The 12,375-nt window shown below is 73.3% G+C and carries 10 protein-coding genes; 4 read left to right on the forward strand and 6 right to left on the reverse strand.

The window, feature by feature from the left end:
* Nucleotides 1-23 precede the first annotated feature (23 nt).
* The 3 genes from AB0I49_RS31930 to AB0I49_RS31940 all read right to left on the reverse strand — a co-directional run bounded on the left by AB0I49_RS31930 (nucleotide 24) and on the right by AB0I49_RS31940 (nucleotide 4,190).
* Nucleotides 24-1,805 (reverse strand): LCP family protein, encoded by a 1,782-nt coding sequence (locus tag AB0I49_RS31930; RefSeq protein ID WP_363230633.1) that lies wholly within the window; start codon nucleotides 1,803-1,805, stop codon nucleotides 24-26.
* A 223-nt stretch (nucleotides 1,806-2,028) separates the two neighbouring features.
* Nucleotides 2,029-3,255 carry an LCP family protein gene (locus AB0I49_RS31935; protein WP_363230634.1) on the reverse strand — a complete coding sequence of 409 codons (1,227 nt, stop codon included), beginning with the start codon at nucleotides 3,253-3,255 and terminating at the stop codon, nucleotides 2,029-2,031.
* A 179-nt stretch (nucleotides 3,256-3,434) separates the two neighbouring features.
* The gene (locus AB0I49_RS31940; protein WP_363230635.1) at nucleotides 3,435-4,190 is read right to left on the reverse strand and encodes a TIGR03089 family protein; all 756 of its coding nucleotides are present in this window, start codon (nucleotides 4,188-4,190) and stop codon (nucleotides 3,435-3,437) included.
* A 137-nt stretch (nucleotides 4,191-4,327) separates the two neighbouring features.
* On the opposite strand from AB0I49_RS31940, the gene AB0I49_RS31945 reads away from it, so the two are divergent.
* The 3 genes from AB0I49_RS31945 (at nucleotide 4,328) to AB0I49_RS31955 (ending at nucleotide 8,061) form a co-directional block, all read left to right on the forward strand.
* Complete coding sequence (locus AB0I49_RS31945) at nucleotides 4,328-5,902, forward strand: N-acetylmuramoyl-L-alanine amidase (protein WP_363230636.1); 1,575 nt, start codon at nucleotides 4,328-4,330, stop codon at nucleotides 5,900-5,902.
* Nucleotides 5,903-6,004: 102 nt separating this feature from the next.
* Nucleotides 6,005-7,096, forward strand: coding sequence for an NDP-sugar synthase (locus tag AB0I49_RS31950; RefSeq protein WP_363230637.1), 1,092 nt, complete (start codon nucleotides 6,005-6,007; stop codon nucleotides 7,094-7,096).
* Nucleotides 7,097-7,146: 50 nt separating this feature from the next.
* A complete protein-coding gene (locus AB0I49_RS31955) occupies nucleotides 7,147-8,061 on the forward strand; it encodes a DNA-3-methyladenine glycosylase 2 family protein (protein ID WP_363230638.1) in 915 nt (304 codons plus the stop codon).
* Nucleotides 8,062-8,133: 72 nt separating this feature from the next.
* On the opposite strand, the gene AB0I49_RS31960 is transcribed toward AB0I49_RS31955, so the two are convergent.
* The 3 genes from AB0I49_RS31960 to AB0I49_RS31970 all read right to left on the reverse strand — a co-directional run bounded on the left by AB0I49_RS31960 (nucleotide 8,134) and on the right by AB0I49_RS31970 (nucleotide 11,002).
* Nucleotides 8,134-9,465: a coenzyme F420-0:L-glutamate ligase gene (locus AB0I49_RS31960; RefSeq protein ID WP_363230639.1), complete on the reverse strand. Its 1,332-nt coding sequence runs from the start codon at nucleotides 9,463-9,465 to the stop codon at nucleotides 8,134-8,136.
* Entirely contained in the window at nucleotides 9,462-10,421 is a 960-nt protein-coding gene (gene cofD, locus AB0I49_RS31965) for a 2-phospho-L-lactate transferase (protein ID WP_363230640.1), read from the reverse strand. Before cofD ends, AB0I49_RS31960 begins: the two co-directional genes overlap by 4 nt.
* Before the next feature lie 74 nt (nucleotides 10,422-10,495).
* Nucleotides 10,496-11,002 (reverse strand): cysteine dioxygenase family protein, encoded by a 507-nt coding sequence (locus tag AB0I49_RS31970; RefSeq protein ID WP_363230641.1) that lies wholly within the window; start codon nucleotides 11,000-11,002, stop codon nucleotides 10,496-10,498.
* A 775-nt stretch (nucleotides 11,003-11,777) separates the two neighbouring features.
* Between AB0I49_RS31970 and AB0I49_RS31975 the strand changes: the two genes are divergently transcribed.
* Nucleotides 11,778-12,041, forward strand: a complete 264-nt coding sequence (locus AB0I49_RS31975) for a WhiB family transcriptional regulator (protein WP_003983763.1) — start codon at nucleotides 11,778-11,780, stop codon at nucleotides 12,039-12,041.
* Nucleotides 12,042-12,375 lie beyond the last annotated feature (334 nt).

Below are 12,375 nucleotides of genomic sequence, written 5' to 3' on the forward strand. Positions count from 1 at the left end.
CGGAGTGCGGTGGTTCACGTGGCTCACTTGGCGCAGATGTTCTTGTCGTCGGCTTCGACCTTCTGGATGCCCGCGGGGGCCTTCGACGGGGCGCCGACGGGGGCGCCCGCCCCCTTGAAGTCCGCGCCGAGGACCAGCTTCATCTCGGCCATCGGCGCCGCGTTCTGCGTGCCCTGCTTGAGGGCGGAGGCGGGGAGCCCCATGGCCGCGGCGAGCCGGCGCGCCTGATCGGCCTGGTTGGGGGCGAACTCCAGCGTGGTCGTCGCCTGCTTCTTGCCGCCCGGCGCGTTGCCGCCGTTGCTGGTGCGGAGCATGCCCTGGGAGTTCTGCAGCCAGGAGAGCGTGTCCTGGGCGGCGCCGAGCTTCTCGCTGCCGTTGAAGACCCGCACCCGCACGTCGGCGGGGGCGGCCTTGGGGCCCTTGAGGAGCGCGGCCTGCTTGTCCTTGGCCGCCTTCTCCTTCTGCTTCTCCTTCTCCTTCACCTCGGTCAGCGAGGTGTCCTGCCTGACCATGGAGAAGAGCGGTTCGGCCTTCGCCTTGTCGAGGATGACCGTCTTCTTGACCGGGCCGTCCTCGGGGTTGTCGAGGACCGGGACGGTGGCGAAGGTGATGTGCTTGAGGTCGACCTTGCTGAGGTCCTTGGCCACGGAGGTCAGCTTGCTGACGCTGCCGATGCCGGTGTCCACGGTCAGCGACTTGGTGGCCGCGTCCGCGAGGTCGTACAGCTTCGCGGGGTTGGTGAGCGTGCCCCCGGATTTCATCTTGCGGATCATCGAGCTGAGGAACTGCTGCTGGAGCTCGATCCGGCTGAGGTCGCCGCCGAAGCCGACGGAGTGCCGGGTACGGACGAAGGCCAGCGCCTGCTCGCCCTTGACGGTGTGCCGGCCCTTGCCGAGCTTCAGGTGCGAGTCGGGGTCGTCGATGTCCTTGCCGAGGCAGACCTCGACGCCGTCGACGGCGGAGGACAGCTCCTTGACCGCGTTGAAGTCGGCCATCATGAAGTGGTTGACCTTCAGGCCGGTGATCTTCTCGACGGTGCGCCAGGTGCAGCCGGGGTCGCGGCCCTCCTGGCCGAGGCTCTCGTTGAAGCGCACCTTGTGCGAGCCGGGGATCGTCTTCTTCTCCCCGCCGTCGTCCTTGACCTCGCAGTCGGGGATGTCGGTGATCATGTCGCGCGGGATGGAGAGCGCGGTGGCGTTGGAGCGGTCCTCGGAGACGTGGAAGAGGAGCGTGGTGTCGGCGTGGCCGACGCTGCCGTTGTCGCCGTAGCCCTTGTTGCCCTTGCCGTCGCGCTTGTCCGTGCCGATGACCAGGATGTTGACCGGGCCGTCGATGACCGCGGCGTTGTTCACGCCGACGTCGACCTTGTCGATGTTGTTGTTGAAGTGCTGGTAGACGAGGTAGCCGGTCACCGAGCCGCCGACCAGGAGGAAGGCCAGCACGCCGCCGGTCCAGGTCAGCGCCTTCTTCTTGCCCGACGCCTTCGGCTTCGCCTTGCGCCGGCCGGAGCCTTTGCCGGCGGCCCGCCGGCCCCGCTGATCGGGTACGCCCCGGCGGCCCGGCGGGGCGGCGGAGCGGCCGGCGGGGGAGCCGTCGGCCGGAGAAGCGGGGGAGGGGACGGCGGGTCTGGCCGCGCCGGCGGTGGCGGGGGCGGAGGATCTGGTCGCGCCGGCGGGGGAGGACTGCCCGGAAGCCGCGTCCGCGGCATGGTTGATCCGCAGCTCATAGCTGCCGGTGTCGGGGTTCAGCACCCACTGGTCGGCGGGGTCCATATCGCCCGCCTGCCCACGGCCTTGCGCGTCCACGGTCGCCTGCGTCCTCCGTCGGTGCCACGCGGCGCCTTCCCCCGCGAGGCGCTCCGGTCAAGTCGTCTGAAAGCAGTGCGCGGTCGACCCGGCCGTGCGCACCGGATCGCTCACACTATCCGCCCAGTTCAGCGTCAAGCGACGCCGGTGACAAATTCCACTTCCCTACAACTGGGCAATCTGCCCAATCCATTCGAGCCACCGAGCGTGCCTTTTGCGCCCTCTACTTGCATACATCCTGTTCTGCGGTAGTTCCTTCGTACGTCGGCTCGGCGCTCGGCTGCGGGGAGCGCGGCGGTCGCGTACTCGGAGTACCTGGACCCGCCGACGGACCGGGGCTTTCCTCGCCGCCCGCCGGTCCCCCGTCATCTGTCCTGATCTGTTTGACGACTGAAACGGTCCTGTCGTTGCGCAGGGCGTCGAAAAGCCTTCGCGCGTCCGGCTCGACGAGCTCGTCCCGGTCGGAGTTGTACGCATACGGGCGGCGCGGAACCGTCATGAACTGGACGCCTCCGGCCGGAATCCCCCGAACTTCGCGCACCAGGTCGTACAGCTTGCGGAGGGTGTCGAGACCCGCGTCGGTGGTCAGCGAGGAGGTCGCCGCGTCCAGCACCGGGTAGAGCCGCACCGGGTTGAGCAGCACCCCGTCGCTCTGCATCTTCTTCACGAGCGAACCCAGGAATTCCTGTTGACGCCCCATCCGGTCGGTGTCGCTGCCGTTGCCCATGCTGTAGCGGGCCCGCACGAAGCCGAGCGCCTTCTCGCCGCGCAGCGTCTGCGGCCCCGCGGGCAGCCGCAGATGGGCCTTGCGGTCGTCGATGGGGGAGCGCAGACAGACCTCGACGCCGTCGACCGCGTCGACCAGCTTCTTGAAGCCGGTGAAGTCCACGATCACATGGTGGTCCACGCGGATGCCGGTGAGCCTCTCGACCGTACGGATCGTGCAGGCCGTCCCCGCGACCTCGAACGCCCGGTTGAAGGGGGCGAACTGCGCCTCGGAGTGCGCGCCGTCCGGTTTGCGGCAGCGGGGGATCTCCGCCATCAGGTCGCGCGGCAGCGAGACGGCCGTGGCGCTGCGCCGGTCGGCGGCGAGATGCAGCAGGATCGCCGTGTCGGAGCGCTGGGTGCCGTTGTCCTCGCCGTACTCGCCGTTGCCGCCGCCGCGCGTGTCCGAGCCGATCACCAGGATGTTCCGCGCGCCCGCGACCGCCGCCACCGGGCGCTCCGACTCGTAGCGGGCCAGCTCGCGCGCGGTGTCCGTGTCGGTCTTGATGTTCCCGTCGAGCTGCTCGTACAGCCACCAGGCGGTGCCGCCGGCCGCCAGCACGAGGACCGCCGCGCCGAGCGCCGCCCAGCGCAGCCAGCGGCGCCCGCGCCGCGCCGGGGCCGTGGCCTCCGGGTCGGGGGCGTCCGGGTCGGCGGCGGGCGGGAAGCCTGGGCGGTCGGTCACGGATGCGTCCATCCCTCACGGAGTCGGCGCCGGGCCGGGGCCCGCCGCCGGGGTGAGGGGCGGAGCACGGCCGTACGTACCGCCGATCATCGCGCGCGGCGCGCCCCGCGGCCCGGGGACCCGGCGCGCCGTGCGCCCGGACGGGTGGTGGGCTCCCGAGCCGGGCGGTGAGGAGGCCGCTACCGCGACACCGTCACCGTGACCCGCTCGTCGTTCACGCGCCGGGCCAGGTCCGGCTCCGGCAGCCGGTCGAGATGGCGGCACAGGACGACCGAGGCGCCCGCCGCCAGGGGTGCGAGCAGGCCGGCGGACAGCCCCTCCCACGTGTCGTACGGCAGGCCGGACAGCAGCCGGGAGCCCGGGCCGAGGCCGCGCGAGGCGGCGTCCGCGCGGGCCCGGTCGACGGCCTGCGCGGCGGTCAGCTCCAGGCCGCCGACCGCGAGCGCGGGCGCGTCCGGGTCCACCGGCGCGTACGGCGCGAACCGGTCGCCCTGGCTCGGCGCCTCCACCGCGTAGTCCGCGAACCCCTGCGGCGGCTGCGGAAACCGGCCGCCCATCGGGCGCAGGGCCAGCGCCACGCGCTCGCCGGAGCAGGCGCGGGCCTCCTCCAGCGCGTCCGGGCCGCTGACGACCAGGTCGGCCGCGGCCGGGTCGCCGCCGACGTCGGCCACGACGCCGACGGACGAGGCGGCCAGCAGCCAGACGGCGCTCTGCCAGTGCGCGGGCAGCAGCAGCGCGAGCCGGTCGCCGGGCTCGGCGGACAGGTCGTCCTGGAGCAGATTGGCGGTCTTCGCCACCCAATTGGCGAAGGTGGCCACGGAGAGTTCGACGCGCTCGCCCGTGGCGTCGTCGTAGAAGGTCACGAGCGGGCGGGCCGGGTCCGCCGCGAGGGCGGATCGCAGCAGGTCGGCGGGGGTGCGATCGGTGGCGTTCATCGCCGCCAGGGTACGCGCCGGGCGCGCCGCGCATCAGCCGTACGGGCGTCCCCGGCCGGGCGGCGGGCCACCGGTTCGGCCGAGGGGCCGTCAGCTCACGAATAGACAGATATGCCACCTTTGTTCACGATTTTTCCATGCGTCCACTCCTCGCCTCCTCGACGGCCGTTGCCTGCGCGGCCGTCCTGGCACTCCCGCTCACCGCCCCCTCCGGCGCCGCCGCCGTACGGTCCGGCGTCGCAAACGCAACCGCTGCCGCCGCGCCCGCCCCCTCGTCCGCGGGAGTACCCGGCTCCACCCGGTCGCTGCCGCTCGTCGACCTCGGGACCGCCGCCGACCGCGCCGGCGGCGCCGCCGAGATGGGCCTCGCCGCCCGCCGCGTCCGGCCCTTCTCCCTCCTCGGCGTCGTCTGGAAGGACCCCGCCGCCGAACTCCACGGCCGGGTCCAGGTCCGTACCCGCGCGGCCCGCACCCACGTCTGGTCCGGCTGGCAGGACGTGCAGACCCACGACGACGACCGGCCCGACGCCGACTCGCCCGAGGCGCGCGGCCGCCGGGCGCACGGCACGACCGCGCCGCTGTGGGTCGGCGACTCCGACGGCGTCCAGGTCCGGGTCCGCGGCCCCAAGGCCGCCGGCCGGCACGGCGGCACGGGCCACGCCAAGGGCCGGCGCGGCGGCGCGCCGCACGCCGCCCTGCCCGCCGGGCTCCGCCTCGACCTCGTCGACCCCGGTGCCGACCCGACCCCCGCCGAGCGCGCCGCCGGCCCGGTGCCGACGGGGGAGGAGGCCGCCAGCTCCGACGTGAACGCGCAGCTCGCGCCCCTGGGCGCGACCGAGATCCCGGCGCTGGACAAGGCCGAGTCCGAGGCCGACGCGGCGGTGGTCGACGGGATCGGCGACGGGATCGGCGACGGGATCGCCGACCGGACCGCCGAGGGGATCGGCGACGGGCCCTCCGACGCCTCCGACACTTCCGACGACGGCACGCGCCACGACGACACGCGCCCCGGCGGGGCCGTCCACGAAGGGACGGCGCCCCACGACGGGATCGTCCACGACGGCAAGCTGGAGGAGGAGGACGCCCGCGCCGCCGAGATGCGCCGCCGCATCGGGCCCCGCCCCCGCATCGTCACCCGGTCCGGCTGGGGCGCGAACGAGGGGCTGCGCGAGCGGCGGTTCCGCTACACCCGGACCGTGAAGGCCGCGTTCGTCCACCACAGCGCCACCGGCAACAACTACCGCTGCTCCCAGGCGCCCAGGGTCATTCGCGGTATCTACCGCTACCACGTCAAGAGCAGCGGCTGGCGGGACATCGGCTACAACTTCCTCATCGACAAGTGCGGCACCGTCTACGAGGGCCGGGCGGGCGGTGTGGCCAAACCCGTCATGGGCGCCCATACTCTCGGGTTCAACAGCAACAGCATGGGCATCGCCGTCCTCGGCTCGTTCGCACATGCCAACCCGCCCGCAGCCGCGGTCAAGGCCGTGGCCCGTCTCACCGCCTGGAAGCTCGGCCTGTACGGCGCCAACCCGCGCGGCACCACCCGTCTCGTGTCGGGCGGCGGCAACCGCTTCAAGAAGGGGGCTCGGGTCAAGCTCCATGTCATCTCCGGCCACCGCGACGGCTTCGCCACCGAATGCCCCGGCGCCCGGCTGTACCGGAAGCTCGGCTCGGCCCGCGCCGTCTCGGCCCGCCTCCAGGGGCGCTGAACCCCGGCCCCGTACCCCTGACCGGGCGAAGGCCACGCCTTAACTGTCTGCATACACTGGCCGCCGACCACGGCCGGCCCCAGCAGGAAGCAGAGATACACGTTGACTGAATCGCCAGAAGCGATCCTCCTGGTCGGCGGCAAGGGAACCCGGCTGCGCCCGCTCACGGTGCACACGCCCAAACCGATGGTCCCGGCGGCGGGCGTGCCCTTCCTCACCCACCAGCTCGCCAGGGCCCGCGCGGCCGGCGTCGAGCACATCGTGCTCGCCACCTCCTACCTGGCCGAGGTCTTCGAGCCGTACTTCGGCGACGGTTCCGCCCTCGGCCTGCACCTGGAGTACGTCACGGAGGAGGAGCCGCTGGGCACCGGCGGCGCCATCCGCAACGTCGCGAACCGGCTGCGGTCCGGCCCCGACGACCCGGTGCTCGTCTTCAACGGCGACATCCTCACCGGCCTCGACATCGAGGCCCTCGTCGCCACCCACCGCACCGCGGGCGCGGACGTCTCCCTGCACCTCACGCGCGTGGACGACCCGCGCGCCTTCGGCCTCGTGCCGACCGACGACTCCGGGCGGGTCACGGCGTTCCTGGAGAAGCCGCAGACCCCCGAGGAGATCGTCACCGACCAGATCAACGCGGGCGCGTACGTCTTCAACCGCTCCGTGATCGACGCGATCCCCGACGACCGCCCCGTCTCCGTCGAACGCGAGACCTTCCCGGACCTCCTCGCCGCCGGCGCGCACCTCCAGGGCATGGTCGACTCCACCTACTGGCTCGACCTCGGCACCCCGCAGGCGTTCGTCCGCGGCTCCGCCGACCTGGTCCTGGGCCGCGCGCCGTCCCCGGCCGTGCCCGGCCGCTGCGGCGACCGCCTGGTCATCGACGGCGCGCTGGTCGCCATGGACGCCAAACTGACGGGCGGCACGGTGATCGGCAAGGGCGCCCGGATCGAGTCGGGCGCGCGCGTCGAGGGGAGCACGGTGCTGGACGGCGCCGTCGTCGAGGCCGGGGCGCGCGTCGTGGACTCGCTCATCGGGGCGGGGGCCAGCGTGGGCGCGCGGACGGTCGTGGAGGGCGGCGTCATCGGGGACGGCGCCACGGTCGGCCCGGACAACGAGCTGCGCGACGGGGTGCGGGTGTGGTGCGGCGCGGACCTGGGGGCGGGAGCGGTCCGCTTCTCCTCGGACCAGTAGCGGGCCCGGCCGGAGACCGGCCGTACGCGCCCGGCCCGTACCCTGGTCCGATGTCCGACACCCGCACCTGGGGGCTCACCGGCCCCTACGACCGCCATGACCTCAGGCGCAACCTGGGCGTCCTGGGGCGCGGGCCGGGCGACCCCGCCTACCGGGCGGCGGCCGACGGCTCCGTCTGGCGGGCGTCGAGGACGCCGGACGGGCCGGGCACCGTCCGCATCGCGGTGGCCGGCGGCGAGGCCACGGCACAGGCATGGGGGCCGGGGGCCGGCTGGCTGCTGGCGCGGGCGCCCGCCCTGCTCGGCGAGCACGACGACGCGGCGGACTTCACCCCCCGGCACCGCCTCGTCCACGAGGCCCACCGCCGCCACCCCGGCCTGCGCCTGATCCGTACGGGCCTGGTCCTCGAATCGCTGATCCCCTCGATCCTGGAGCAGAAGGTCACCAGCGACGAGGCGTACCGCGCCTGGCGCATCCTCCTGCGGCGCCACGGCGAACCCGCGCCCGGCCCGGCCGACGGCATGCGCGTCATGCCCGATCCGCGCGGCTGGACGCTGATCCCGTCCTGGGAGTGGCACACGGCCGGTGTCGACGGCAAGCGCTCGTCGGCGATCCTGCGCGCCGCCCGCGTCGCCCGCCGCCTGGAGGAGGCCGCGGGCATGGACGACGTACGCGCCGCCGCCCGCCTCCAGGCGGTCCCCGGCATCGGCCCCTGGACGGCCGCCGAGACCCTGCAACGCAGCAATGGTTCGCCGGACGCCGTGACGGTGGGCGACCTCCACCTGCCGAAGATCATCGGCTACGCGCTGACGGGCGAGCGCGGCACGGACGACGCGGCCATGCTCGACCTGCTGGCCCCCTACGCGGGCCACCGCCACCGCGCCTGCCGCCTCATCCTCCTCACCGGCCGCACCCCGCCCCGCCGCGCGCCGCGCTTCTCCGTCAACGACATCCGCGCGCTGTAGCCGGACGCCGTCCGTCCGCATGACCGGCGGCCCCGCTCACGAGGCCGCCACGGTGGTCGTGACCTCGACCGGCTACCGCACCGCTACGAACGCGTCGGCGTCGCGCTCCGGCCGGGGCCGGGGCGGCGCGGCGGGGCGGCCCACCGCCACCGCCCCCATCGGATCCCAGTCCTCCGGCAGCTCCAGCACCCGCCGCACCACGTCGCGGCAGAACATCGTCGACGACACCCAGGCCGACCCGAGCTGCTCACCGGCCAGCGCCACCAGGAAGTTCTGCACCCCGGCCCCGGCGGTCACGACGAACATCTCCCGCTCGGCCGCGTTGCGGCGCGCGTCGGGGTAGGTGTGCGAGCCGTCCATCACCAGGCACGGCACCACCAGATACGGCGCGTTCCGCAGCACGTCGCCCCGGCGGAGCCGCTTGGCGACGCTCTCCTCCGTGAAGCCGTCGGCGCGCAGATCGGCCGCCCACGCGTCGCGCATCGCGTCGAGCAGTTCGGTACGCGCGTGCTCCGACTCCAGCAGCACGAACCGCCACGGCGTGGTGTGGTGCGGGGCGGGCGCGGTCACAGCGGCGGCGACCGCGCGCCGCACGGCGGCCCCGTCGACCGGCTCTGCGGTGAACTCCCGGACCGTACGCCGCAGCGTCACCGCTTCCCGTACGGCCTCCGACGTCCCCAGCCGGAACATGTCCTCGGCGGCGACCCGCACCAGCGCCCGCGCACTATCGTCCGTACCCCCGCCGGAGGCGCCCGGCACCAGGTGCGAGAGCCCCCGGACCACCGCGACCGGCAGCCCCTCGGCCTTCCCCTTCACCAGGTCCCCGGCGGCGGCCAGCTCGTCCGCCGCCGCGACGATCGTCGCCTCCAGGGCGTTGCCGTGCGCGTCCACGCCGCCGCGCAGGTCGTCCAGGACCCGTACCCCGGCGGCGCCGATGGCGACGTCGGTGAGCCCGTTGCGCCAGGGGCGGCCGAAGGTGTCGGTGACGAGGACGCCGACCTCGACGCCGAGCGCTGCCCGCACCCCGTCCCGGATGCGCCGGGCCGACGCGTCGGGGTCCTCGGGGAGCAGCAGTACGGTCCCGGCGGGCGTGTTGGAGGCGTCGACGCCCGCGGCGGCCATGACCAGGCCGATCCGGTTCTCGACGATCCGCAGCGGACCGCGCCGGGCGACGACCCGGACCGTCTCGGCGTCTATCGCGGCCTCGCGGTCGGTCGCCTCGACGACCCGGCCCTCGGCCTTGGACACGATCTTGGAGGTGACCAGCAGCACATCGCCGTCGACGAGCCCCGCGGACCCGCCCTCGTCCACCGCGGCCGCGATGAGCTTGGCGAGGTCGTCGCCGGGCCGCACCTCGGGCAGGCCGGGCAGCGCCCACACCCGGAAGGCCGGCGGCTGGCTCACGCCCGTACCTCCTCGGCGAGATCGAGCGCCTCGCGGGCCATCCGCGCCGTGGCGTCGAGGTCCGTCATCATCAGCGGCACGGCGCGGCAGCGGATGCCCGCGGCCTCCACCGGCTCGACGGCCGCGGCGTCCACGGTGTCGACGAGCCAGCCGTCGAGCATCCCGGAGCCGTAGTGCTGGGCGACGGCCGCGGCGGTGGACTCGACGCCGACGGCCGCGAGCACCTTGTCGGCCATGCCGCGCACGGGCGCGTCGCCGACGATGGGGGACAGGCCGACGACCGGGACCCCGGCGTCCGCGATGGCCTCGCGCATGCCCGGCACCGCGAGGATCGTGCCGACGCTGACGACGGGGTTGGACGGCGGGAAGAGCACGACGTCCGCCGCCGCGATCGCCTCCAGGACGCCGGGCGCGGGCTTGGACTGCTCGGCGCCGACGGGGATGACGGCGTGCGCGGGCACGGACGCCCGCAGCCGCACCCAGTACTCCTGGAAGTGCACGGCCTTGCGGCCCTCGTCGGTGTCGACCAGTACGTGCGTCTCGACGCGGTCGTCCGTCATCGGAAGCAGCCGGACGCCGGGGTTCCACCGTTGGCACAGCGCCTCGGTCACCGCGCTGAGCGGGTATCCGGCGCCGAGCATCTGGGTGCGGACGATATGCGTGGCGAAGTCGCGGTCGCCGAGGCCGAACCACTCGGGCCCGACGCCGTACGCCGCCAGTTCCTCCTTGACCGCGAAGGTCTCCCCGGCCCGGCCCCAGCCCTGCTCCTCGTGGATGCCGCCGCCGAGCGTGTACATCACGGTGTCGAGGTCGGGACAGACTTTCAGGCCGAAGAGATGGATGTCGTCGCCGGTGTTCCCGATGACGGTGATCTCCGCGTCGGGAGCTGCTGACTTGAGGCCGCGTAGGAAGCGGGCACCGCCGATGCCGCCGGCCAGAACCACAATGCGCTGCATGGGGCCAGTCTGTCAGCCGCGGGCCGACGTGTTGAAGGCCGGTGGCGGGCGCCGGAGCGCCGCCTGTCGGTACGTCAGCGGGCCGCCGCCGCGCACCGCGGGCCGCGCATGGGCATCTCGGTGAGGCCGGGGAAGTAGATGTGCAGGCTGACCGCCGGTTCGAGGGAGTCGTTGACGATCTCGTGGACGTAGCCGGGCGCGAAGATGCGCTGCGCGCCCGCCCCGAGGCGGAGCCGCGCTGTGCCGCCCGCCCGCGCGGGGTCCTCGGCCGCGGAGTGCTCCGTCAGCTCGCCGTCCAGCACGGTCAGGACGCCGGACGAGGGGCCGTGGTCGTGGCGGCCGGTGCCCTGGCCGGGGACCCAGCTCAGCAGCCAGACCTCGTAACCGGGGCCGGTGCGCAGCCGGTGGTACCAGCGGCTGGCCGCGTCGTAGCGGACGAGGTGCGCCCAGCCGCCGCGGTCGGCCGCGATGGCGGTGGCCAGGCCGGCGAACCCGGCGACGGTCGAGGGGTGGGCGGCGACGGGGGGAAGGAGGTGCGGGATGGCGAGCGGGTCGCCGGCGATCTGGACGTCGCTGTTCATGTGCGGAAGTTCCTCGGCAAGGGTCTCGGCAGGAGTGCGGCGGGCGTTCGGCTGGAGCCCCGGCTCGCGGCCCGCGAGCCGGGCGCACGGCCCAGGGGGCCATGAGTCAGGAGTCACGGGGCAGGAGTGCGGCATGAGCCCGGAGATGCGAAGTGACGCCGTGGGTCGGGCGCGGCGCGGACCCGGCTGCGCCGGTGGGCGGCCGCGGAGGTCCGTGCGGGTGGGACGGTGCGCGCCCGGCGCGCCCGCCTCAGCTGGAGCTCGGTGGCGTCAACAGCTGGAACAGCGACAGCGTGCCTGCACAGCGCAACGGGACCCGTAGGAACGGGTCAGGCAGAGCGTGGAGGTCGCTGGCATGCAACAAGAAGAGCGGCTGGTGACTCCCCTTGTCAACCAGATGTCCGGTTTGGGGATAATGTTTCACCTCATCCGGTTAAAGTGCTCAACGAAAGGTTTGTGCCGCCATGCATCGGGAGAGGTGGCGCATCAAGTGCACCCGTAAACGCCCTCCGTCGCATGAGGTGCAACGGGATCGCCGCGCACGGCGTCCCTTCCTTCAGGGAGGGGATGCGCGGCGGGCGAGAGGGTGTGTCCCGTCTTATGGCGATTTGAACACTTTCCGCATAGCCTTGGTTCCGCAGAGTGAATAAGGGGCCCAATAGCAGATCTCGGCTTGACTGGCCCGGATCGGCACACTTGTAATTTCACTCGTGTCGTTCAGCCGTATTCGGTAACGGCAACATCACGGGGACGCAAAGACAGACTAGGGGCGCACATGACCGAGCTGTTTCAGGAACTGCTGGTCGAGGAGGCGGACGAGGAGCTCGGCTGGCAGGAGCGCGCACTCTGCGCCCAGACCGATCCCGAATCGTTCTTCCCGGAAAAGGGCGGATCCACGCGCGAGGCGAAGAAGGTCTGCCTTGCGTGCGAAGTCCGCTCCGAGTGCCTTGAATACGCCCTCGCCAACGACGAACGCTTCGGCATCTGGGGCGGCTTGTCCGAGCGCGAGCGCCGCCGCCTGAAGAAGGCCGCGGTCTGACGGAGGACCGCATGCGGCCGAGGCCGCATCCCTGCGTCGCGAAACGCACGTGATTCACCCTGCACGCACTCCGACCGCACGCACTCCGACCGCACACACTGCGACTCACACACTGCGAAAGCGCACATACCGCACGGCCCGCCTCCGGCACCACGCCCGCCGGAGGCGGGCCGCCGTGCGTTCCGGGCGGCCGGCTCGTACGGACCCGGTCGGCGGACACCGGCGAACCATTAGTGTGGGGTGCCGTCCGCGACGCACCAACGACCCCACGGGGCGCGGGCGTCCATCGCAGTCCAAGCACGCAGCTATCCGGGGGGCGACCCCTGGGACCCCG

It is taken from the genome of Streptomyces sp. NPDC050617 (assembly GCF_040654795.1).
Lineage (GTDB): Bacteria > Actinomycetota > Actinomycetes > Streptomycetales > Streptomycetaceae > Streptomyces.